Source organism: Candidatus Leptofilum sp. (genome assembly GCF_965223285.1).
Lineage (GTDB): Bacteria > Chloroflexota > Anaerolineae > Promineifilales > Promineifilaceae > Leptofilum.
The window spans coordinates 1198372-1220292 of the sequence record NZ_OZ244997.1; the positions used below are offsets into that span (position 1 = coordinate 1198372).

A 21921-nucleotide genomic window follows, 5' to 3' on the forward strand; every position below is an offset into this window, starting at 1 on the left:
GTTTGCCGAGCCGATCATAGGGTCATCTGGCAAACTGTCAACTATTTGGAACCCAACTGCCGGATTCCGTCACAGTAAGGTGGCTTACGAAACGGCCGTCTGTAAGCTGTGCGTAATTTTTAGGCAAGATTTGGGTAAGACGGCCGTAACGCCCTCGTTAGCAAATTTAAGAAGTGTGTAATTGTTTCCGCCTACACTCCTTGCCAGTTGAAAAAATATACCGAACCTACAAGGAGTTAAACAATGTTCAAGAAAAGCATGTCTTTATCTGTCCTGTTTGGAATTTTGGCCTTGTTTATTGGGCTTGGCGTTGCCAGCGCTCATGATAGCGCACAGCGTTTTGTTGTTACCGTCAACAATACGGCCGATTTCCGCTTTATTGATTCTGGTGTGTTCAACACCCCCGTTGGTGCAGCCGAACCGGGGCCGGCCTTCCCCGGCGAGGCGTACGACTGGACCTTCTACGCCAACCCAGGTGACAACCTCACTTTTGCCACCATGTTCGTACAATCCAATGACTGGTTCTTTGGCCCAGGGTTGGCTGGTATTCCGCTGTACGATGCCGATGGCAACCCCTACACGGGCGATGTAACTGACTATATCTACCTCTGGGATGCGGGCACAGAAGTTGATCAGCCCGTTGGTGAAGGCCCCGATCAAGCACCACGTCAGGCTGGCCCAGATACAGGTGCTTCAGACCGAATCAAGCGCGTTCGTCTGGTACGCAGCAATGAAGTTCCTGCCGTGAATGAACTGGTTCAAGTTGAGCTGGCCTACAATGGCGATGGGCAGTTCCACGTAACCATTCACAACATTTCTGGCAATAGCGATGTTGCCACCCCGCTGGCTCCCGGCGTTGGTGTGGTGCATAGCGACCCATCCCCGCTGTTCCGCTTCCGTCGCGCTGCCTTGCAGAATGGTTTGGAAGAATTAGCTGAAGATGGCGATCCATCCAAACTAGGTGCCTGGCTGGCTGCTCAAACTGGTGTGAACACCCCACTGGCTCCTGTTGCCTGGACAGTTCACCAAGAAGCAAATGCACTCTTCACGGCAGGAACGGCCGCTTCGGCTGGCCTGGAAACATTAGCTGAAGATGGCAGCCCGGTGGCCTTGGTAGATGAGTTGGTGGAAGCTAACAAAGGCGCAGCGGCCATCCCCGTTGGTGGCACGGACCCAGGCCCCATTTTTGCCCCGGACGGCAGCTACCAGTTTGAGATTACGGCCGTTCCTGGCGACCATATCTCCCTGGCAACCATGTTTGTGCAATCCAATGATTGGTTCTTTAGCGTAAGCAACTTGCCGTTGTTCAATGCACGTGGCCGTGCCATACATGGGCACATAACGGGCTATGCTACGTTGTATGATGCTGGCACTGAGGTTAACGAAGAACCTGGCTTTGGCCCCAATCAGGCACCCCGTCAGGCTGGCCCGAACACGGGTGCCGATGAAAATGGTGTGATTCACGCGGTTGAGGATGCCACGTTCAACAATCCGTACAACCAGCTACAAATCACCATCACCCCTGTGAACTAAATTTTTAGCCACAGAGGGCACAGAGATTTTAGAGATACATTCTCTTATCTCTCTGTGTGCTCTGTGGCAAATTAAAGATTCCACTGTTCTGCAAGTAATGAGAATAGCTCCAGGTCGTGAAAACGGCCGTCCCAGTACCCTTTCCGCTCTAATACCCCCTCCGATTGAAAGCCCAACTTCAGCAACAAGTTAGCCGACGCCCGATTTTGCGGCATCACCCACGCCTCGATGCGTTCCATCGGCAAATGGGCTAGCCCATAGCTAATGATGGCACTTACAGCTTCGGTCATGATGCCACGCTGCCAATACGGCCGTGCCAGCTCATACCCTAGCTCTCCCACCTTCTTTTTGTAATTCAGCTCATTAAAGCCACAGCTACCTATGAGTTCATCTTGGCCTCTAGGCACGATGGCCCAGCGCACGCCTCGCCCTTGCCAAAACCGATCGTGCCGCTTTGTCAGCAGCCGTTGCGCTTCATCCGGCTCGGTGAAGGTTTTTAGATTGTAGAAGCGCGTCACGCGACCGTCTGAGAAGATGCGGAACAGCGCGGCCCTATCGGCCTCATCCAGCCGAAACTCGCGCAAAACGAGTCGCTCAGTTTCAAGTTGGGGGAACGTTGCTGCCAAAGCATTCAAAATGGCCTCCAAGATGATTTGCCGCAAAGATAGCGCAGAAAAAACAGTTTGCCTACAATTAGCTTCGCTAAAAAAGCCACAGAGAATATAGAGATTTTTGAGGTAGCTTGAAAATTTTGCACGTTTTCTCTGCGGAACTCTGTCTTTTCTCTGTGTATCCCTGTGTTCCGCTTTTGCTGTTAAAGGAGAACCTTGTGGAAGAAATTAAAATGATCGTGGATGGCACTGTTACCACGCCGTTGGGATTTACGGCCGTTGCCCACGCCGCCGGACTCAAAAAAGAAAACCAGCTCGATTTAGCATTGGTGGTTTCGGAATCTGATTGCAGTTGTGCCGCCATGTTTACCAAAAATCAGGTGGTCGCCGCGCCGGTCATTGTGGATCGGGAAACGCTGGCGCAAAACAGCAGCCGCCTGCACGCTGTCGTCATCAATTCCAAAAATGCCAATGCCTGCACGGGCGAACCCGGCTTGGCCAATGCCCGCGCCACGCAGAAAATTGCCGCCAACGCGCTTGACTGCCAGCCAAACCAGGTGTTGGTGCTTTCCACCGGCGTCATTGGCGTGCAGCTGCCGATGGGCAAGCTAGAAGCAGGGATTGTGGCGGGGGCGAAGGGGCTTTCGCGGGAAAACGGCCGTCTCGCTGCCGAAGCAATCATGACCACAGATACCCATCCCAAACATTTGGCAGTTCAGGTTGAGCTGCCCGGTGGCCCAGTAACGATTGGCGGCATGGCTAAAGGGTCTGGCATGATTCATCCGAACATGGCCACGATGTTAAGCGTGCTGACCACCGATGCGGCCGTTGCCCCGGATTTGCTGGATGGCCTGTTGCGGATGGCCGTTAACCGCAGCTTCAACCGCATCTCCATCGATGGGGATACCAGCACCAATGATACAATTTTGCTGTTGGCGAATGGGGTGAGCGGAACGGCCGTTACTGATCCCGAAAGCATCGCCCAATTTGGCACAGCCCTCAACCAGCTTTGCACTCAGTTAGCCCACATGATCGTCCGTGACGGCGAGGGCGCGACTAAATTTGTGGAAATTCAGGTGGCAGGTGCGCAAAGCGAAGCCGATGCCCACCAGATTGCCAACACCGTTGCCACCTCGCCACTGGTGAAAACCGCTTTTGCAGGTAGCGATGCTAACTGGGGTCGTCTGCTGATGGCCGCTGGTCGGGCGGGGGTCGCCTTTGACCAGACCAAAATCAATCTCTGGATTGGCGTCCAGCAGCCGGACGAGCTTCAGCTCGTCGCCAACGGCACGCCCACCGAATACCAGGAAATGGATGCAGCGGCCGTTTTTGCGGAGCCTGAGTTTAAGATTTTACTAGATTTAGGAAGTGGGGGTGGGGGAACGGCCGTTGTCTGGACCACCGACCTCAGCCATGAATACGTCAGTATCAACACCGACTACCGCACATGAAAACTGTAGATGATATAATTTGTGCTTAAATGATAACCTCTTGACCTTCCTATGAAAATAATTGACGAACAACGCAAGCGTAGAGAATTCTTGTATCACATTTATAGAAATGCACAATATTCCAACAGTCAGGGTGGGCTTTTGCCAGTAAATTGTGCATATACTTTTTCGGTTTATCAGGACATGCAGCGCAATTGGGGGGTTCTAGGCAATGCAGGCGGAGCTCCATTGCTACATTATCACTTAGTAGAGGGGAATATCTCTATAACAACCCCACATCCAGATGGTGTGGATAAAGAAGCACTTTCTGATGATAGGTGGAAATACGGTCATTTGGATTCAATATTTCCAAAATGGATTTTCCTCACTTCAAAGGGAATGAAAGCCATTGAAGGTGATCATGAACTATTGGCCTGTTTGATTTTTGATGGTGCAGCGATTGACTGGACTAAGATAGAAACGGCCTTTACCAAACAGCCAGAAAATAATCCCCCAAAATTGACAAGTCCCCAGATAGTCGCATTAGGCGAGAAAATTAGCGATGTATATAAAATTGATGAGCTGCACACTCTTGTAAAAAAGCTATCGACAGATTACGAGAATTTGCCTGGTGAGACCAGGGACAGAAAGGCTCAAGAACTTGTTGATTACGCAAATCGTCATGGAAGAGTTCCGAAGTTGTTAGAAATTCTTCGAGAGGAACGCCCCCGTGAAACTTGGTCAATTGAAACTGGAGATTGAAGAAAATCTCCAATCTCCAGTCTCCAATCTCCCCACCTAATCACGCTTAAATTTGGAATAGTCCGGCGCAGCGTAGCGGGTTTTGCCGCCGTTGCTCACGTCCATCATTGCCTGCACCTTCATTTGCAGGCCAAATAGATTGATGAAGCCCACCGCATCTTTTTGGTCGTACACGTCTTCCTTGCCGAAGGTGGCAAAATCTTCTCGGTAGAGGCTGTTGTCGCTATGCCGCCCGATGACGATGGCATTCCCCTTGTACAGCTTGAACTTCACCCAACCCGTCACCGTTTTTTGCGTGTCGCCGATGAACGCCTGCATAGATTCCCGCAGCGAGTGGAACCATTTGCCAAAGTAGACCAGTTCCGCATATTTCACGGCCAGCTCCTCCTTGAAGTGGCTGGTGTCCCGATCCAGGCAAAGCGATTCTAGCTCCCGGTGGGCGGCGTACAGAATGGTGCCGCCGGGGGTTTCGTAGACGCCGTGGGATTTCATACCCACCAGTCGATTTTCTACCAAATCAATCCGCCCAATGCCGTGCTTGGCACCTAAATCGTTAAGCTTTTCAATGAGGGCAGCAGGCGGTAACTGCACATCGTTTACCGAAACAGGAATGCCCTCTTCAAAATGCACGGTGACGATTTCTGGCTCATCGGGGGCATTTTCTGGAGAGGTTGTCCACTGGTACATGCTTTCTTCTGGCTCGTTACGCGGGTCTTCCAGAATGCCGCCCTCGTGTGACAGATGCCACAAGTTGCTGTCCCGGCTGTAGATTGATTTTTCTGTGTGGACGACGGGGACGTTGTGCTTTTTGGCGTAGGCTAGCGCATCTTCGCGGGAGCGGATGTTCCACTCGCGCCAGGGGGCGATTACTTTAAGCGTGGGGTTGAGTGCCTTGTAGGTTAGCTCGAAGCGCACCTGGTCGTTGCCCTTGCCGGTGGCTCCGTGGGAAACGGCATCGGCCCCTTCGGCTTCGGCGATGGCCACCTGCCATTTGGCGATGAGGGGGCGGGCGATGGAGGTGCCGAGCAAATATTGCCGCTCGTATACGGCCCCGGATTGCAGCATGGGGAAGAGGAAATCTTTGGCAAATTCGTGGCGTAAATCTTCCACGTACACTTTGCTGGCGCCGCTGGCGAGGGCTTTTTCTTCTAGCCCTTTTAGCTCCTCGTCTCCCTGACCGATGTTGGCGCAGAAGCAGATGACTTCGCAGCCGTAATTTTCGCGCAGCCAGGGAACGATGACGGAGGTGTCGAGGCCACCTGAGTAGGCGAGGACAGCTTTGTTGATTTTTGGTTTTGACATTTTTCTTACTCCTTCTTGGATTTGAATAATTGGTAATTCGATAATTGGCTGAGCTTGTGGTTCGATAGGCTGCGGGGTGAGGTGGAGGACAACGGCCGTTTCATCACAATTCGTTAGCAGCGGGCAAACATGGCAGTCGCGCCACACTTTTTCTGGGAACAGCTCTTTGCTACTGATGCCAAAGCCCATCTTTTGGAAGAAAGGCACAGCACGAGTGAGGGCAAACAGGGTTGGCACCTGCCGATGTTCGGCTTGGGCAATAATCGCTTTCACGATGCTACTGCCCCAGCCTTCCCCTTTCACCCTATCGGCGACGGCCAACGAGCGTACCTCGGCCAGAATGTCACTGTAGTAGAGCAAAGAGACGCAGGCGACGAGTTCATCTTCGGCGTCGATGCCCACCAGCCAGTCTGGCAGCGTGTCGCGGATCGATTTTGCGGTGCGCGGCAGCACATCGCCGCGCCGCACGTGCTCGTTGAGCAGGGCGAGGATGTGGGGAACGTCTTGGGGGTGGGCGAAGCGTATGTTCATATTTTTTTGCCACAGAGAACACAGAGGGGAAAGAGAAAAAACCTCTGAATTCTCTGTGTCCTCTGTGGCTAATTTTTATTCATCTGGGATGAGGCGTTTGCCGAGGCTGATCACGTCGTCGATGTGGTAGCCGATGTGGCCATAAAATTGGATAACTGCTCGATTGCTGCTACGGACCTGAAGATTGATTTTGGGGCAGCCGAGCGCCAGTAGCTTCGCTTCAATCTCATCCATGAGCGCGCGGCCAATACCCCGCCCTTGATAATTTGGGGCGACGGCCAAATAGTTAATCCAGCCACGATGCCCTTCGTACCCTCCCATGACAGTACCAACGACACGGCCGTCTACTATCGCCACCAAAAACAGTTCAGGATTCACTTTCATCTTGCGGGCAATATCTTTATGCGGGTCGTTCCAGGGGACGACGAGGCCACACGCTTTCCAAATTTCAATCACGACCTCGCTATCGGTCAGGGCAAAAGGGCGGATTTGTGGTTGTGTCATGATTTCTCCTTGTTGAACGTTTCTTCCAGGCAGGCGGCGATGGTGGATACGGCCGTATCAATCTCATCACGGTTCACAATCAGAGCCGGAGCCAGGCGCAGTACATCTTCCCCAGCGGTGAGGATGAGTACTCCTTTATCCCGCGCGGCAGTCATGATCGGTGCAGCAGGCTGGTTGATGGTGATGCCCACCAACAGACCTTGCCCGCGCACCTCCAAAACCGCTTCTAATTCCAGCGTCTCTAATCTGTGTTTGAGATATGCGCCATTTTCTTGAACGGTTTGCAAAAAATCTGATTGGCTTACTTTGTCGAACACGACATTGGCAGCGGTACACACCAGCGGCCCAGCTGCAAACGTGCTGCCGTGATCGCCCGGCTGAATGCAATTAGCCACAGCTTGGGTGACCAACGTTGCGCCGATGGGGAGGCCACCTGCCAGCGGCTTGGCTAGTGTCATGATGTCTGGCCTGACGCCAAACTGCTGATATGCCCACAATGTGCCTGTGCGCCCCAGACCGCACTGTACCTCGTCGAAGATGAGCAAGGCGTCGTGGGCGTCACAGGCGGCGCGGAGTCCTTGCAAAAATTCGACCGTGGCAGGATTAACGCCGCCTTCTCCTTGAATTGGCTCCACAATGACGGCGCAGGTGTTGTCGTCGATGGCGGCTTGGGCGGCGGGCAGGTCGTTGAAGGGCAGGAAGGTAAGGCCGGGAACCAGTGGGGCGAACGGCTCGCGGTACTGCGCTTTGTAGGTGGCGGAGAGAGAACCCATCGTACGGCCGTGGAAGCCGCCGCTGAAGGCGATGATGTTGGTTTTGGAGATTGGAGACTTGTCCTGAGCCGAGCTGAAGGATTGGAGATTGGAGACTTTGCGGGCGAATTTGAGGGCGGCCTCGTTGGCTTCGGTGCCGGAGTTGCAGAAGAACACTTTGTCGGCGAAAGAATTTTCCACCAGTTTTTGGGCGAGTTGGGCCTGGGGAGTTGTGTGGAACAGGTTGCTGACGTGGGTAAGCTGGCTGGCTTGTTGGGAGACGGCCGTACCCCAATCTGGATCACTGTGACCCAACGCCGTCACAGCAATGCCGGAGGTGAAATCAAGGTATTTGTTGCCGTCGCTGTCGAATAAGAACATCCCTTGGCCGTGCGTAAAGACAATCTCCGGGCGGTTGTATGTGTGCAAAACGTAGTTGGCTTCAGCTTGAATAATTGCTTGTTTGTCCATCCATCTACTCCTGAAAATGGGTAGCTAGTGGCTGGTGGTTAGTGGCTGGTTGCTCGTACCAGCCACTAACCGCTAACCACTTTTTACTCTTTATAAGTGAAAATTGTGCCGCTATTGTTTACCAGTCCGGCAAGGTTGACAATTTGAGTTTGCTGCACGCCTTGGGAAATAGTTGCCAGGGCGGCACGAACCTTTGGCACCATGCCATCGGTGATGATGCCGTCGCTGATGAGCGTTTCGGTCTCTTGCGGAGATAGTTGGGAGAGGATACGGCCGTCCTGCAGTACCCCTGGCACGTTGGAGACAAATGTTAGCTGCTGTGCCTGCAAAGCAGAAGCCACCGCGCTGGCAGCATCATCCGCGTTGACGTTATAAGTGTAGCCATCGAAGCCGAGCGAGAGCGGCGAGAGCACCACCGTCAGGCCGAGATTGGTGAGCTGCTGCAGCAGTTCGGTGCGTACCTGACTGATTTCACCGACGTAGCCCAGATCGGCTGTAGGATGCTGCTTCTTCAGGCAGCGCAAAAGGCCGCCGTCCACCCCACTCAGCCCAATCGCATCCACGCCCGCCGCCAGCAGCGCAGACACAATTTGCTTGTTGGTTTGGCCGCTCAACGCCATCTGGACGACGTTGATCATTTCCCGGTCGGTGACGCGCAGGCCGTCAACTTTTGTTGAGTGCAGTCCCACTTTTTGCTGCAAGGCCACAATCGCCCGCCCTCCGCCGTGCACGATGACATGGGGCATAGATGTGCCAGCCACATAATTCGCCAGTCCCGCCAAAAATCCGGGATCATCCAGTTCGTTACCGCCAATTTTTAATACTTGCATGTTAACCCTCACGCAATTACCCAATTACGTTTTGTAATTAGGTAATTGGGTAATTAAATTAGCCCCGCCGTTTCCTCGATCCCAAATACCGCATTCATATTTTGCACCGCCTGCCCGGCCGCGCCCTTCACCAAATTGTCAATCGCAGAGGTGATGACCAACGTATTGCCAGCCATTGTGAGTCCGATGACGCATTTGTTGCTGTGGGCAACATGGGCGAGCGTGGCCAATTCTCCTTCTGGCAGCAGACAGACAAATGGCTCGTTGGCGTACAGTTTGGTGAAATACGGGCGTACCTCATCCAAGGCCACCGCCTCTGAAAAGTTGACATAAATTGTGGACAAAATCCCCCGTTCCACCGGCAGCAAGTGTGGCGAAAAGATGAGCGTTGGCGCTTCAGGGCAGAACCAACCCATCACCTGCTCAATTTCGGGTAGATGGCGGTGGCTACGGCCGATTTTGTACGGCGCAAAATTGTTGTGTACTTGAATAAAATGGGTGCCTGCCTTAGGCGTGCGCCCCGCGCCAGAGGTGCCGGATTTGGCGTCGGCGATGATGGGGTCGGTGATGGGGAGAGGGGAGGTGAGCAACGGCCGTAGCGGCAATAAAATGCTCGTGGGATAGCAGCCGGGCGTGGCCACCAGCTTGGCCCCCCGCAGTTGGTCACGGGCAAATTCGGTGAGGCCGTAGACGGCGTCGGCCAGCAGGTGGGGGGCGGGATGGACTTTGTCGTACCAGGCGGCGTAGGTGTCCGCACCTTTTAGGCGGAAGTCGGCACTGAGGTCAATGACGGTGACGCCAGCTTTGAGAGCGCGTACGGCCGTTTCCGCCGCTGCCGCATGGGGTAAACACAAAAAAACCACGTCCACCCCGTCTAACGGTGCCTCCTCCCCCAAAATCAGCGGCAGCTGCGGTGCTTGCGGATACACCGCAGCCAACGTTTGCCCGGCAAACGATTGTGAAGTGGCAAAGGTAATTTCCACCTGCGGATGCCGCTGCAAAACCTTCACCAATTCATAGCCGGTGTACCCCGTCGCCCCAAAAACCCCTGCTTTAATCATGCTGTACTCCTATTTTTTTGCCACAGAGCACACAGAGATTTAAGAGATTTTTCTCTTTTTCCGCTGTGGCCGAAATCCAAAAAAAAACCGCCAGACTATGTTCAAGTCCGGCGGTTCAGGTTGCGCGTGTCTTGTAAAAACGGACTCAGGCAAGCTCAATAACCAGACTTGGTGTCTGGCGACGGCGGCGGCTAATGCGAAGAGCTTGCAGATCAGGTAACGTTTTCATCGTGCAGAAATTTAGCAGATAAATTGTGACTGTCAACCGCAATTGCAAAATTGGGCGATTTTCCCCTGATTTGGTGGGGTAGGTTGTGGAAATTGGCTAACTTTGGATTGAAATGGAACCAGTTTGGTCTGGCCGGGGTATACGCTGTAGCGTAGTTGCAAAAAGGAGAAGCGTATGAAGCGGTTGCAAATGATGGTGGTGTTGCTTGTTTTATCTACTGGCCTTTGGGGGTGTACGGCGGCTGGTGGTAGCGAAACGGCCGTTTCCCCACCTGCGACTCATCAACCGACTAACTCCCCAACGGCACGACCGACACCCATTTTCCGAACGGCCGTGCCAGATGCTTGCCCCATCACTCAACCCCCAGACCCGGCTTTCATACCGCCGAAACCACACGCTGCGGTGCCACCCAACGGCGAATTTTGGTACGGCTCCAACGATCTGTGGACGGTGCTGTGGCCTCATGGCACCTGGCAGCAGCTACCTAAATCGGAGGATGGGTACGTGAACAAGCTGGTTTGGTTTCGTGAGGGATACGTGTGGACGGAGGAGGAAAAGCCAGCGTTAACCGTTTCGGCCCGTCAGCTAGATGGTGATGGCGTCGTGGAACCATTTACCCACGCCACCAACGGCTTTCAGGAAGATTACAATTCGTTTATGCTGGCGGGCATTGCCCTGCCCGCGTTGGGCTGCTGGGAAATTAGCGGCGAGTACCAGGGACACATCCTCAGCTATGTGGTGTGGGTCACCCCCTGATCACTCTTTGAGGCGCACCACCCAGTGGTAAAACTGTTCCATTTGCTCTTTTAGAAATTTGCAGGTCAGTTCGTCAGTCAGTTGCCCATCCACGATTTTGTCTGGCAGCTTGGGAACGGCAATGGTAGGCTTGGGCATGACATACATGCCCAAGTGCAGGCAAATTTGCCGCAAATGCTCTTGGGCTTTGGTAGCACCTAACGCCCCAGGCGACCCACCCATCGTGACGACCGGTTTTTGGGCGAGCAATCCTTTACGTGAGGCCCAATCAATACTGTTTTTCAGCACGCCAGTGAGTGAGCCGTTGTACTCTGGCGTGGCCAAAATGAGCCCGTCGGCGTGGGCAATTGCTTGGCGCAGTTCAGCGACCGGTGGCGGGAAACCTTCTTCAACTTCCACATCGTTGTTGTAAATGGGAATTTCGTTTAGAGGGAAAAGCGTGATCTGCATCGCGTCAGGGGCAACTTTCTGGGCTGCCTGCAACAATACTTTTGTGATGGATTTGCGCCGGATACTGCCAGCCAGGCCAATGATATTGATGGTTTCAGACATAGTTGATTTCTTTTTTCATGAACGGTTTGAGGTAAAACGATAAGTAGTTGAGTGGTTTATTTTCGCTGGCGGTGATAACGGCCGTTTCTGCCTCAGGCGTCGCTAAAACCACATCGTAAATATTGATTGAATTTTGCTGAGTGGGGGTTTGGAAACGGCCGTTGCCATCCACAAAATACAAGAACAAATCCTCACCCGGCTGCGGCAGCTCAATCGTGGCCGAGCCGCCAGCGGGCAAAATGCTGCTCGTGAGCCGAGCCGACGCGTGGGCGTCTGTCGCGCCGTTTGGCCCGATAATGTCCCGAACAGTGGCATCCCCAACGCTGCGAGCAGACATATCGCTGAGCCTGGTTTGCTCGTAGTGCGGTGGCAATCCCATATGCTCCACGTCCGCCACAAACCAGATTTGAATAACGCGGGTGAATTCATCCGTCAGGTTGAGTTCCTGATGCTGGATGAAGTTGCCCGAAAACATGCGCTGCACTTCGCCAGCGGTAATGGCCCCTTTACCGCCAGTGGTATCCTCATGATACAGCTCGCCATCAATGACGTAGGTGAAAATCTCCAAACCACGATGCGGGTGCCATTGGAAGCCGTTATGTGGCGCAATTTGGGTCATGTGCGCCGTGAGCATACCGCTGAGCCGCTGGAGTGGGCTGAAGCCGCCCACCGCAAAATGAGAGGTAAGCCAATGCACGGGGCGAATCATGGGAAAGGTATCTGCTGGGTAAAACTGCAAATCCTGGCTGATATTTAGATTGTTAACGACGCTTTCAAACATCGTGGTCATGATGTCACCTTCATGGCAATTTCGTTTTGGGATGGATCACGCACGATAAGCCTATCTTCTTGAGATTCGTAGGCAATGCCATTCATTGTTAGCCGCTCGGCGACAGCGTTCAAAGCTGGTTGATTGGGCAGCAGAATTTGGTAATGGCGCAGGCCAGTCGCTTCTGGTGGTGCTGGGGGAACCCCTCTGCCAGCCCAGGTGTTGAGGCCGATGTGGTGATGGTAGCCACCCGCAGAGACGAAGCCAGCGGCAGAACCGTAGCGCATGACGCGCTCAAAACCGAGGGTGTCGCAGTAAAATGCTTCAGCCTCGTCCAGATCGCGCACGTGTAGGTGGATGTGGCCCATGACGGTGCCGGGGTAGATGCCTGTCCAGGGTTCATCACGGCCGTTTAACTCCCCAGTCAAACTTTCCAAGTCTAGGGGCAGCGTGTTCATTTGCAGACGGCCGTTTACCATCGGCCACTTATCTCGGCTTCGATCTCGATAAATTTCGATGCCGTTGCCGTCTGGATCGCCCAAATAAATTGCTTCGCTGACGCTATGGTCTGAAAAGCCTTCGAATTGGGTGCGGGTTTCCACCAGGTTTTTGAACGTGCGGGCCAGCTCTGCGCGATTAGGAACCAGCAGGGCAAAATGGTACAGTCCCGTGGTGCCACCAGATGGCGTCGCCCCGGACTGCTGGATTAGCTCTAGAAGCGGCCGTTCTGTTGTGCCGAGAACGGCCGTGTTGTCTTCTTGGCTCAACAGCATCAAACCAATGTTGCGCGTGTAAAAGGGCAGGGAGCGACCAAAATCTGCCACTTTTAGCGAGACGAGACCAATTTGAGTGTTTGGGTGTATTGCTTCCATGCTGCCTATCATACTGTGTTCCCTACGAAAGTGAAAAGTAAAAAGTGATAAGTGGGCCAAGTGCCAACCCATCACTTTTTACTTTTCACTATATGCTTTTTACTCAAAAATTACGCAGCTTCGGTTTGCGCCTGCTTTACCAACTCCAGCTCAATTTCTATGTTGATTTTGTCGCCGACAAGGACACCGCCGGTTTCCAGGGCCTGGTTCCAGGTGAGGCCCCAATCTTTGCGGTTCAGGCTGCCGCTGGCAGAGAAACCAGCACTTTCGGTACCCCAGGGGCTTTTGGCAATGCCTGCATATTCTACATCCAGGGCAATCTCTTTCGTGACGTCTCTGATGGTGAGCTGGCCGTAGAGACGGCCGTTGTTGTTATCAGTTTGTTCCACACGGGTGCTTACAAATTTCATAGTGGGGTAGTTAGCTACGTCAAAAAAATCGGGGGATTTCAGATGGCCGTCCCGCTGCTCGTCACGGGTATTGATGCTGGTCAGGTCAACTTCAATGTTGACGGTGGTGTTGGTTGGATTTGCCTCATCAAAATTAACGCTGCCGCTGAACTGTTCAAAACTGCCGCGCACCTTTGAAATCATCATATGCCGTGCTGTAAAGTAAACGTGTGAATGTGAAGAATCAATTTGCCAACTCATTGCTGTATAATCTCCTTAATTAGAATTAGATAGGGGTTAAAGAAATATTGTTTAAGTGGACTCTGGTCCGTATTTGCGCTAGAATATTAGCGGACTTGAGTCCGCTTGTCAAGGCGCGAGAGACAAACTCAGAAAAAGTTAAGGAAACAACATTTTTCACCGGAAAAAGGAACTGAATTAACAACCTCTGTTTACAAAATGAGCAAAATGTCTTTTACTGTAAAGGGGATGGAGCAAGTATCCTTTTAATGTGGAAACGAATTTGGACACAAACATGACCACGTCTGAAAAAAACACAATTTCATTAGGAACCATTGACGAGGCGAGCAGCAGTATGCGCCATGAGCGGCGGGATGCGGCGGCTAACCGTATCCGCATTTTGCAAACGGCCGAAAAGCTGTTTGCCGAGCAGGGCGTGGCCAACGTGAACATGGCCGACATTGCCCAGGCGGCGAAGGTGGGCAAGGGAACGCTCTATCGCCGCTTTACCAATAAGGCAGAGCTGTGCCTGGCACTCATGGATACGCAAATGATTGATTTCCAAAATGGGATGATTGCCCGGATGCAGCAAATGTCGGCGCAAAATATGCCCAAGATGGAGCAGCTAGATCAGTTTATGGATGCGCTCATCTACTTTACTGATGCCCATGCGCCACTGCTTTGTGAGGTGCAGCGGGCTGGCCTGCTTCAAGAGCAGGACTCAGATGGCCTGGAACTGCCCCACTTTTGGCAATATATGACGGTGAGTGGTTTGCTGAAAACGGCCGTTGCCAACGGCGAACTGCCAGAAGGACTAGACATTGATTATTTGGCCGATGCTCTGCTGGCCCCGCTCAAGGCCGATCTCTTTTATTATCAACGTGAAACGCGCGGCTTTTCGCTACAGCGCATTAGTGCGGGATTGCGCACCTTGCTCTCCGGCCTCCGGCATTGTGATGGTTCTGCGTCTGCTTAAATGACCCAAGCAACCTTCAATAGATACGAAAGAAGTTTGAAGCAAGGTAGGAAACGGCCGTTTCTCACTTTGCTTCTTTTTATTTGCCTACTTGCACTTTTGGCAACGGTCGTTGCCGCCGCTCCCCCAGACGTGACCGATTTGCGCGTTGAGGGAGCTACTATCAGCAGCCAGCCTGCTTACGGCGTCAACTTCATTAGCTGGGCCAAAGGGCTTACCCCGGTCAGCCAAACCCGTTACGACAATGGCAAGGCCACAGGTGCCACCTGGAACCGCTGGCCAATGTATTGGTACGACATTGAGCAGTCGGACAACAATTTTAACTGGACATACCAGGACGTGGCTGTGGAAAATGATCTGGCGCAAGGGTTCCAGTTAAACGCCATTTTGCTAGGTACACCCTCTTTTTACACGACCAACAGCAAGCCAGAGAATCCCTTGCCGCGCCCCGTGCCGGGTCGCCCGCTGGGCATCGAGGCGGTGCAAGCGGCCACGCCCATGGGAGTGTACGAACCTGTTTTCAGTGACAACTCAGATATTTTGAGCGCGGACAAGCAGATTAATTCAGCCAATCGGTGGGCGCGATTTGTGTATACGGCCGTTTCCCGCTACAAACCCGGCGGCGTCCTATCCCAGGCAAACGGCTGGCCTGCCGGGCAAGGCGTTACCCATTGGGAAATGTGGAATGAACCCGACCTGGCTTCATTTTGGGATGGCACCACGGCCGATTATGCCCGTCTGCTGCAAGTTGGCTATTTGGCAGCTAAGTTGGCCGACCCCAATGCCCAGATTCTCTTTGGCGGATTGGCCAACGAAAGCACAAACCTCTCCTTTTACGAAGATGTGATGACGATTTTTGACGCGGATGTGCAGGCTGCCACTTACGATTACTACCATGACATTTTAGCCACGCACAACTACCTGTATGCTTGGCGTTCCTGGTACCACGTGTGGCGGGCCGACAACACGTTGGCCGCCCGTAATTTGACAAAACCAATCTGGCTCAACGAATCCGGTGTACCGGTTTGGGACGATTACCCCGGCCCCGTGTGCGAACCTACCAGCCCGTTCCGCGCCTCAATGAATGAGCAGGCAGATTTCATCATCCAAAGTGCCTTTTACGCCACCTACGCCGGAGCCGACAACATCTTCTTCTTCCAACTGTACGACGACTGCGGCAACCAGCCCGGCGGCACCAATTTTACGCCCGTCGCAAGCTGCTCAGGCGACCCAACCATCGATCCTGGTGGGGATGCGTTTGGCTTGTTCAGCAACGTAGCCGATCCCGGCATATCTGGTTGCTACTGGGAGCATCCCAATGGCGGTGCGCCGCGCCCTGGCTTCACTGCCTTCCAACTTCTTACCACTTACTTCACGGATGTGGAACCACTTTGGCGGCTGCGACCCGGCAATGATGATCCGGTAAACGGGCCACAGGAGTGGATTGCTTTTTACCAACCGGCCACGCAATCGCGCATTTTGGGCTTGTGGGCGCGGTTTGGCGAGGCGCAAACGGCCGTCATCCCCACTACCAACGCCAATGGCTCTGCCCAACTTATTTGGCCTGACGGGACGATGGAGGTGGTAACGGCCGTAAATGGCGAATTCACTGTCACCTTGCCAGCCGCAACCAACCAAAATGCCATCTGGGATCCGGCTCTCTATCCCATCGGCGGGCGGCCTGCCATTTTGATTGAACAGGATACCCTCCCGCCGACCGTTTCAATCAATGCTCCAACAACGGCCACAACTGAAATCTCACTAAGCTGGACTGGCAGCGATGACGGCAGCGGCATGGCAATGTATGATGTATGGGTTGCGGTGGATGGTGGCGATTTTGTGTTGTGGTTAGAGGGGATTGGGGAGGAAACGGCCGTTTACCCCTCACAATTAGGCCACATATACCAATTTATGGTTGTCGGGTATGATAATGCAGGTAATCAGGCCAGCAGTGACCCAATTACGGTGTTGGCGATAGAATTATCAGAAATCATCTATTTGCCAATAATCGCCCGTTAATACGCCCCATCAACAAGGAAACAGTATGAGAAAACGAAGAAGAAATGTGGTTTACTCATCGGCAGATGATGATTTTCAAGCGCGCCCACCAGAGCGTTCCAATGCCACGCCAAAATCACAGCCACCTGCGCAGCAAACTATTCGGATCCAGCGCGAGAAAAAGGGGCGGGGTGGCAAACAGGTGACCGTCCTGCGTGGTTTTCAGCTAACCGAAAAAGATTTAGTCAAATTAGGGAAACAGCTCAAAAAAGCGTGTGGCAGTGGCGGTACGGTCAAAGATGACGTTATCATCGAAATTCAGGGCGATCACCGAGACAAAATTGCCAATTTATTGCACAAGCAAGGATTCAAAACAAAATTTACAGGGGGCTAAATTTACAGGGGGCTAAGAAAACATTAGTTTGGGGTTGGCGTGTGGTGTGGCGTGTCCAATGCCCAATCGCTGTAGGGAGGTTGGGTCTGAACGTTTTCATCTGTAAAAAGAAGAGATTCTTCTGGCTTGAATGGCAGCACAAGGCAGAACAAGGCACCGCCCAAATCACTTTCTTCCACAGTGAGCGATCCTCCATGGGCTTCGGCCACCATTTTACAAAAAGTTAAGCCCAAGCCAGCACCACGCCGCTCTCCCCCATCTACCTGTGCAAATTTCTCAAAAATACGGTCACGTTCATCAGCAGGAACACCCGGCCCACTGTCCGCAACGGTGACAACCAGTTGAGCCTCTTTCAGCGCAATGTGGACGTTTACTTGCCCGTGCTCGGGCGTAAATTTGAGGGCATTGCTGAGCAAATTTGTAAATACACGGGTCATCAAGGCTTTGTCAATCCGAATTTGCGGTAATTCTTTGTCATACGTAAATGTAACGGTTTGTTTGTTGGTGCTGGCCAGAATCTCGCTTTCTTCGATTTGCTTACGAAGCAGTTGAGCCGTGTCTGTCAAAGTTTTTTGCAGGTTTAAAACCCCTGCTTCTAACCGCTCGACATCCAGCAGGTCGTTGATCATCTGCAAAATATTCTCACCAGATTTACCCAAGTTGACGATGAGCCGCTTTTGGGTTTCGGTTAAGCTGCCCAGGCTTTCTTTACCCATTAAATTCATTCCGCTCAGAATTACAGTAAGCGGGCTTTTGAGATCGTGGACAATGAGTTGAGTCAGTTCGCTGCGAAGATGTTGTTCACGTCGCAGGGTTTCATTGCGCTCGGTAATGAGCTGATTTAGGTAAAAAACGACGAAGTAAAGAACGATGAAGCTCAATGTGCCTTGGGCGATGCTCAGCGGAATCAGAGAGGTGCGATTGACGCCGCCGCCCGTGTTTAACCAGCGGAAGCTAATCTCTACGCTGGCTAGCGATAAACCAGCGATGAGAATGCTGCCGAGTGCGGCAAAGTAGCGAGATAGTTGCACGTCGCGGGAAGTTTGGAAGCTCCTTAGGATGGCAGACAGGGCGACGATGAGGGCGGCAATAACGAGAGGATGGTACATGAGCCAGCTAAGCTGACCCGCTATGCCAAGCATCAGGCTGAACTGGGCTTGTGCCAAAAGCAGGAAGACAACCGCCAAACGGCCGTTTATCACTTTGCTGCCGTACCAGTTTAGAACCCGCGCCCGCCATGCTGTCCAAGCCAACAGGGTAATGGCTAGGGCTCCTAGCAGGTTTGGCACCAATGGATCGTATGCCATCCACCGAACTAAAATAGATGGATTGCCAAAGGCGATAATGCCAAAAATCATCAACAAAAGCAGCCCAGCCAGCCACAAAAGACGCCTGAACCGTACGATAAATTTTTCAGCCGCAGGTGGCCAATCGAAGGTTGATGCCGCAAAAAAGAGGCCACTAATGGGCAAACTTAAGCGGATTGACCAGATAAACGCAGGGTTAGACCCGCCTTCAATGAGGATGTTGGGTGTTGCCAAGCTGCTAAACAAAAACAGTGCTGAGAGCGCAATAAAGCCAATGGTGAGGAAAATGGAGCGGGCACTGGTTTTTTTGCCCAGTGCGCTATTGGCAAACAGAGCCGCAATGAGGGCAATGAAGCTGGCAAACGCCCCAAAATAATATTGGATGAGGCGTGTGTACCATGATAAACTCCAAGCGTGAATATCCAGGGTTGGAAAGAATCGCAGCAGCGCAAAAAAGACCATTGGGATAGCCAGGCAAACGGCCGTAAACGGCCTACGCTTGATGTGATAAACCAACTCAGACATATGCAGCTATTTTACGGGCTTCACTGTCTATTTGGCTTACGGCTAGGTGAAGAATCTGTGAAGATTAGTACTGAGGTACCGATATTGTTATGAATCCGTTGCTTAAAGATGTGCCTTACTCGTTTGATACCGAACGGCTAACCATCCGTGGGCCATTACCAGGAGATGGGGTGCGAGTACGAACGGCCGTACTTGAATCGCAAGACCACCTAAAGCCGTGGATGCCGTTTGCCGTGAAGATAGACAGTGAAGAAGGGTATGAAATTCGGGCTCGGGAAGGTGAACTGAACTATTTGGCTCGAAAAGATTTTTGGTTGCTCATCTTCATGAAAGGCACCCAAACTTTGCTCGGCTGTACAGGCTTGCACCGCGCCAATTGGGACATCCCCAGTTTTGAAATTGGCTATTGGATACATGTTAACCATACCGGCAAAGGGTACGTTACTGAGGCGGTGAACGGCGTTTGCCAATTTGCCTTTACGCATCTGGAGGCAGAGCGACTGTTCATTCGCTGCGATGCCAAAAATGAGCAAAGTGCGGCCGTTGCACATCGCTGCGGCTTCACATTTGAAGGCACCCACCGCCACGATTCTCGCCATCACCTTACCAATGAATTGCGTGACACCCTCTACTTCTGCAAATTACGGCCGTCTGACTAAAGTTGCTACCCGCTTTGCGGCTGTTATAATCCGCCAGTTGCTCATTCGTTAGAGAGAATTAGGCAACCACCCTTAAGTGGAAAACGAAAAGTAACTTTAAAACAGGTTGGCAAAAAACGTTCGTTCTCCTTAAAGTAAATCACGATTCACGAATGCGTTTTTAAAGAACCTTCTGTGATTTACTTAAACTACGTGTAGGCAAAAATTGTTATGGAAGGAAAAGATTATGTGTGGCTCATCGTCATTTTGGCGATAGTTGGCTGGGCAATTTGGGTTGTGCAAAACCCAGATTTCCCCATTCGGCAGGGGTTAGACTTGCAGGGCGGTTTGCAGGTTCTGCTTAAGGCGGATCTGCCAGAAGAAGTTGAAATTGAACCCGCACAGCTAGATACGTCCCGCCAAATTATTGAGCAGCGGGTGAACGCTTTGGGCGTGGCCGAACCCCTTGTGCAAACCGAGGGCAGTCGGCGAATTTTGGTAGAATTGCCCGGCATTGATAATCCAGAAGAAGCGGTTTCCCTCATTCAGGAAACTGCCTTGCTGGAGTTTGTGGATACAGGCACTATTCCCTTGGCGGAAGGCACCTGCATCCGTACCAGCCTCAATGAAGGCCCCTCCCGCTGTGAGCTGGGGCCAGATGGGCAGGTGGTTGGAACGGCCGCTCCCACCTACGAGACTGTGATGACCGGGGCTGCCATTCAGTCGGCTGAATCTGCTTCTACGGAGCTGAGCCAATTTTTTGTGGAATTTACGCTGCGCGCCGAGGAACGAGAGCTATTTGCCAACTTCACGCGCGAAAATCAAGGGCAATTCTTGACTATCGTTCTTGATAAGCAAGTGATTTCCAGCCCGCGAATTAGTGCCGTTATTGAAGGGCAGGGCACCATTACAGGTGATTTCACGCTGGAAGAAGCACAACGATTGGCCTTACAGCTTCGTTTTGGCAGCTTGCCCATCCCCTTGGTAATCGACAGTACGCGCCAAATTGGGGCTACGCTGGGTGAGGTATCGGTTGCGTCTAGCGTGCAGGCAGGCTCGATTGGGGTGGCCGTGGTGCTCCTGTTTATGCTCATCTATTACCGGCTGCCCGGCCTGTTGGCAGATTTGGCCCTGATTTTGTATGCGGCCGTTAATGTGGCGGTGTTTATGGCTATTCCCGTGACGCTGACGCTGCCGGCTATTACCGGCTTTTTGCTTTCAACAGGGATGGCGGTGGATGCAAATATTCTGGTTTTTGAGCGAATGAAGGAGGAACTGCGGGATGGCAGTTCGCTGCGGGAGGCAATCTTGACGGGCTTTGACCGGGCCTGGACATCCATTCGAGATTCCAATATCGCCACGCTGGTCATTTGCCTGGTGCTATGGACATTTGGACGCAGCTTTGGGGCCAGTGCCGTGCAGGGGTTTGCGCTCACATTGGCAATTGGGGTAATGATCAGCATGTTTACGGCCGTCATCGTTACCAGAACCTTTGTCCGTTTGGTGTTGGGGCAGTTGGCTGACCGCATTAGCCGAACCAGTTGGCTGTTAGGTGTGTAATGTTTTTATTCAATCTTGTAGAAAAGCGAAAAACATATTTCATTTTTTCCAGCATCATCATTGGGCTGGGCATTTTGGCAATGATTTATTCGTTTGCCAGCACGGGTGCGCCATTTTTGCTGGGCGTAGATTTTCGGGGCGGTGCCCGGTTTGAGGTGCAATTTACGGAGCCGGTGACAGAAACGGCCGTCGAAGAAGTCTTCGTCAACGCGGGCATCTCCAACCCCAGTATCATCGCCTTGCGCGGTGAAGACTTGCAAAATGCGTGGCAAATTCGCACCGAGACGCTGTCCCCAGAAGAAGCACAGACCATTGAAGATGCGCTGAACGATATTGCGCCGCTGGTTCCCGGCAGCACCCAGGTGGAAAGCGTCAGCGGTACGGTGGCGGGCGAAGTGACGAATGCGGCCTTCATTGCCGTAGTGGTTGCCGGGCTGATCATTTTGGTTTACATCATGGTGGTTTTCCGTCAGGTACCGAATCCCTTCCGGTATGGGGCCTGTGCGGTGGCGGCGATGGTGCATGACCTGTTTGTGATTTTTGGCGTGGCTGCGCTGACGGGCATGTTTTTGGGCTGGGAGGTCGATGCGCTCTTTTTAACGGCCGTACTCACCGTGGCAGGCTTTTCGTTGCAAGACACCATCGTGGTGTTTGACCGCATCCGGGAAAACATTACCAAACGGCCGTTGGAAAAGTACGAGCGTGTCGTGAACCGGTCTATTTTGGAAACCGTCCATCGTTCGCTGGCGACCCAGCTCAATGCGATGTTCATCATGGTAGCCATTTTGCTCTTTGGCGGTGCCTCCATAAAACCATTTATTGCCATTCTTTTTGTTGGTTTGCTCAGCGGAACCTACAGCTCAATCTTTACGGCCGTTCCCCTGCTGGTTGCCTGGGAAAAGAATGAACTCCCGTTTTTGAAAGCGTAA

21 protein-coding genes and 1 pseudogene are annotated in these 21921 nt (G+C 52.6%); 10 read left to right on the forward strand and 12 right to left on the reverse strand.

The genetic code is table 11. The features are described 5' to 3' along the window. Positions 1–243: 243 nt before the first annotated feature. Positions 244–1533: a spondin domain-containing protein gene (locus tag ACOQPU_RS05685; RefSeq protein WP_420644157.1), complete on the forward strand. Its 1290-nt coding sequence runs from the start codon at positions 244–246 to the stop codon at positions 1531–1533. Positions 1534–1604: 71 nt separating this feature from the next. On the opposite strand, the gene ACOQPU_RS05690 is transcribed toward ACOQPU_RS05685, so the two are convergent. Next, positions 1605–2168 carry a GNAT family N-acetyltransferase gene (locus ACOQPU_RS05690; RefSeq protein ID WP_420644158.1) on the reverse strand — a complete coding sequence of 188 codons (564 nt, stop codon included), beginning with the start codon at positions 2166–2168 and terminating at the stop codon, positions 1605–1607. A 194-nt stretch (positions 2169–2362) separates the two neighbouring features. On the opposite strand from ACOQPU_RS05690, the gene argJ reads away from it, so the two are divergent. Continuing rightward, positions 2363–3595, forward strand: a complete 1233-nt coding sequence (gene argJ, locus ACOQPU_RS05695) for a bifunctional glutamate N-acetyltransferase/amino-acid acetyltransferase ArgJ (protein WP_420644159.1) — start codon at positions 2363–2365, stop codon at positions 3593–3595. Positions 3596–3646: 51 nt separating this feature from the next. Beyond that, positions 3647–4336: a hypothetical protein gene (locus ACOQPU_RS05700; RefSeq protein WP_420644160.1), complete on the forward strand. Its 690-nt coding sequence runs from the start codon at positions 3647–3649 to the stop codon at positions 4334–4336. Between the two features lie 36 nt (positions 4337–4372). On the opposite strand, the gene ACOQPU_RS05705 is transcribed toward ACOQPU_RS05700, so the two are convergent. The 6 genes and pseudogenes from ACOQPU_RS05705 to argC all read right to left on the reverse strand — a co-directional run bounded on the left by ACOQPU_RS05705 (position 4373) and on the right by argC (position 9787). Continuing rightward, entirely contained in the window at positions 4373–5638 is a 1266-nt protein-coding gene (locus tag ACOQPU_RS05705; RefSeq protein WP_420645811.1) for an argininosuccinate synthase, read from the reverse strand. A gap of 192 nt (positions 5639–5830) precedes the next feature. Continuing rightward, a pseudogene (locus tag ACOQPU_RS05710) lies at positions 5831–6169 on the reverse strand (GNAT family N-acetyltransferase); the annotation flags it as partial. 75 nt (positions 6170–6244) lie between these two features. Beyond that, positions 6245–6673, reverse strand: coding sequence for a GNAT family acetyltransferase (locus ACOQPU_RS05715; protein ID WP_420644161.1), 429 nt, complete (start codon positions 6671–6673; stop codon positions 6245–6247). Then, positions 6670–7896 carry an acetylornithine transaminase gene (locus tag ACOQPU_RS05720; protein ID WP_420644162.1) on the reverse strand — a complete coding sequence of 409 codons (1227 nt, stop codon included), beginning with the start codon at positions 7894–7896 and terminating at the stop codon, positions 6670–6672. Before ACOQPU_RS05720 ends, ACOQPU_RS05715 begins: the two co-directional genes overlap by 4 nt. 83 nt (positions 7897–7979) lie before the next feature. Beyond that, entirely contained in the window at positions 7980–8726 is a 747-nt protein-coding gene (argB, locus tag ACOQPU_RS05725; RefSeq protein WP_420644163.1) for an acetylglutamate kinase, read from the reverse strand. 53 nt (positions 8727–8779) lie between these two features. After that, a complete protein-coding gene (gene argC / locus ACOQPU_RS05730; RefSeq protein ID WP_420644164.1) occupies positions 8780–9787 on the reverse strand; it encodes an N-acetyl-gamma-glutamyl-phosphate reductase in 1008 nt (335 codons plus the stop codon). 403 nt (positions 9788–10190) lie between these two features. On the opposite strand from argC, the gene ACOQPU_RS05735 reads away from it, so the two are divergent. Next, positions 10191–10772: a hypothetical protein gene (locus ACOQPU_RS05735; RefSeq protein WP_420644165.1), complete on the forward strand. Its 582-nt coding sequence runs from the start codon at positions 10191–10193 to the stop codon at positions 10770–10772. Here ACOQPU_RS05735 and ACOQPU_RS05740 read toward each other — a convergent pair whose 3' ends face one another. The 4 genes from ACOQPU_RS05740 to ACOQPU_RS05755 all read right to left on the reverse strand — a co-directional run bounded on the left by ACOQPU_RS05740 (position 10773) and on the right by ACOQPU_RS05755 (position 13615). After that, entirely contained in the window at positions 10773–11324 is a 552-nt protein-coding gene (locus ACOQPU_RS05740; RefSeq protein WP_420644166.1) for an NADPH-dependent FMN reductase, read from the reverse strand. Then, entirely contained in the window at positions 11317–12114 is a 798-nt protein-coding gene (locus ACOQPU_RS05745) for a pirin family protein (RefSeq protein WP_420644167.1), read from the reverse strand. The genes ACOQPU_RS05740 and ACOQPU_RS05745 overlap by 8 nt, the downstream gene beginning before the upstream one ends. Then, on the reverse strand, positions 12111–12965 hold the full coding sequence (locus tag ACOQPU_RS05750) for a VOC family protein (protein WP_420644168.1): 855 nt from the start codon (positions 12963–12965) through the stop codon (positions 12111–12113). The genes ACOQPU_RS05745 and ACOQPU_RS05750 overlap by 4 nt, the downstream gene beginning before the upstream one ends. 110 nt (positions 12966–13075) lie before the next feature. Next, positions 13076–13615 carry a YceI family protein gene (locus tag ACOQPU_RS05755; protein ID WP_420644169.1) on the reverse strand — a complete coding sequence of 180 codons (540 nt, stop codon included), beginning with the start codon at positions 13613–13615 and terminating at the stop codon, positions 13076–13078. Positions 13616–13889: 274 nt separating this feature from the next. Here ACOQPU_RS05755 and ACOQPU_RS05760 point away from each other — a divergent pair, with 274 nt between their 5' ends. From ACOQPU_RS05760 to yciH, 3 genes are read left to right on the forward strand one after another with little or no spacing between them, the layout of a single operon-like run. Then, the gene (locus ACOQPU_RS05760; RefSeq protein WP_420644170.1) at positions 13890–14570 is read left to right on the forward strand and encodes a TetR/AcrR family transcriptional regulator; all 681 of its coding nucleotides are present in this window, start codon (positions 13890–13892) and stop codon (positions 14568–14570) included. Beyond that, complete coding sequence (locus tag ACOQPU_RS05765; RefSeq protein WP_420644171.1) at positions 14571–16589, forward strand: hypothetical protein; 2019 nt, start codon at positions 14571–14573, stop codon at positions 16587–16589. A gap of 25 nt (positions 16590–16614) precedes the next feature. After that, positions 16615–16962, forward strand: a complete 348-nt coding sequence (yciH, locus tag ACOQPU_RS05770) for a stress response translation initiation inhibitor YciH (protein WP_420644172.1) — start codon at positions 16615–16617, stop codon at positions 16960–16962. Between the two features lie 23 nt (positions 16963–16985). Here the strand turns inward: yciH and ACOQPU_RS05775 are convergent, their stop codons facing one another. Continuing rightward, positions 16986–18794 (reverse strand): ATP-binding protein, encoded by a 1809-nt coding sequence (locus ACOQPU_RS05775; protein WP_420644173.1) that lies wholly within the window; start codon positions 18792–18794, stop codon positions 16986–16988. Positions 18795–18883: 89 nt separating this feature from the next. On the opposite strand from ACOQPU_RS05775, the gene ACOQPU_RS05780 reads away from it, so the two are divergent. From ACOQPU_RS05780 to secF, 3 genes are all read left to right on the forward strand, one after another. After that, entirely contained in the window at positions 18884–19453 is a 570-nt protein-coding gene (locus ACOQPU_RS05780) for a GNAT family N-acetyltransferase (RefSeq protein WP_420644174.1), read from the forward strand. A gap of 210 nt (positions 19454–19663) precedes the next feature. Continuing rightward, a complete protein-coding gene (secD, locus tag ACOQPU_RS05785; protein WP_420644175.1) occupies positions 19664–20992 on the forward strand; it encodes a protein translocase subunit SecD in 1329 nt (442 codons plus the stop codon). After that, the gene (gene secF, locus ACOQPU_RS05790) at positions 20992–21921 is read left to right on the forward strand and encodes a protein translocase subunit SecF (RefSeq protein WP_420644176.1); all 930 of its coding nucleotides are present in this window, start codon (positions 20992–20994) and stop codon (positions 21919–21921) included. The genes secD and secF overlap by 1 nt, the downstream gene beginning before the upstream one ends.

Excerpts from the sequence above, each read along its gene's own strand:
- ACOQPU_RS05685 (WP_420644157.1), top strand. The coding sequence starts at position 244 with ATGTTCAAGAAAAGCATGTCTTTATCTGTCCTGTTTGGAATTTTGGCC.
- ACOQPU_RS05700 (WP_420644160.1), top strand. The coding sequence starts at position 3,647 with ATGAAAATAATTGACGAACAACGCAAGCGTAGAGAATTCTTGTATCAC.
- ACOQPU_RS05705 (WP_420645811.1), bottom strand. The coding sequence starts at position 5,638 with ATGTCAAAACCAAAAATCAACAAAGCTGTCCTCGCCTACTCAGGTGGC.
- ACOQPU_RS05715 (WP_420644161.1), bottom strand. The coding sequence starts at position 6,673 with ATGACACAACCACAAATCCGCCCTTTTGCCCTGACCGATAGCGAGGTC.
- ACOQPU_RS05720 (WP_420644162.1), bottom strand. The coding sequence starts at position 7,896 with ATGGACAAACAAGCAATTATTCAAGCTGAAGCCAACTACGTTTTGCAC.
- argB (WP_420644163.1), bottom strand. The coding sequence starts at position 8,726 with ATGCAAGTATTAAAAATTGGCGGTAACGAACTGGATGATCCCGGATTT.
- argC (WP_420644164.1), bottom strand. The coding sequence starts at position 9,787 with ATGATTAAAGCAGGGGTTTTTGGGGCGACGGGGTACACCGGCTATGAA.
- ACOQPU_RS05735 (WP_420644165.1), top strand. The coding sequence starts at position 10,191 with ATGAAGCGGTTGCAAATGATGGTGGTGTTGCTTGTTTTATCTACTGGC.
- ACOQPU_RS05740 (WP_420644166.1), bottom strand. The coding sequence starts at position 11,324 with ATGTCTGAAACCATCAATATCATTGGCCTGGCTGGCAGTATCCGGCGC.
- ACOQPU_RS05745 (WP_420644167.1), bottom strand. The coding sequence starts at position 12,114 with ATGACCACGATGTTTGAAAGCGTCGTTAACAATCTAAATATCAGCCAG.
- ACOQPU_RS05750 (WP_420644168.1), bottom strand. The coding sequence starts at position 12,965 with ATGGAAGCAATACACCCAAACACTCAAATTGGTCTCGTCTCGCTAAAA.
- ACOQPU_RS05755 (WP_420644169.1), bottom strand. The coding sequence starts at position 13,615 with ATGAGTTGGCAAATTGATTCTTCACATTCACACGTTTACTTTACAGCA.
- ACOQPU_RS05760 (WP_420644170.1), top strand. The coding sequence starts at position 13,890 with ATGACCACGTCTGAAAAAAACACAATTTCATTAGGAACCATTGACGAG.
- ACOQPU_RS05765 (WP_420644171.1), top strand. The coding sequence starts at position 14,571 with ATGACCCAAGCAACCTTCAATAGATACGAAAGAAGTTTGAAGCAAGGT.
- yciH (WP_420644172.1), top strand. The coding sequence starts at position 16,615 with ATGAGAAAACGAAGAAGAAATGTGGTTTACTCATCGGCAGATGATGAT.
- ACOQPU_RS05775 (WP_420644173.1), bottom strand. The coding sequence starts at position 18,794 with ATGTCTGAGTTGGTTTATCACATCAAGCGTAGGCCGTTTACGGCCGTT.
- ACOQPU_RS05780 (WP_420644174.1), top strand. The coding sequence starts at position 18,884 with ATGAATCCGTTGCTTAAAGATGTGCCTTACTCGTTTGATACCGAACGG.
- secD (WP_420644175.1), top strand. The coding sequence starts at position 19,664 with ATGGAAGGAAAAGATTATGTGTGGCTCATCGTCATTTTGGCGATAGTT.
- secF (WP_420644176.1), top strand. The coding sequence starts at position 20,992 with ATGTTTTTATTCAATCTTGTAGAAAAGCGAAAAACATATTTCATTTTT.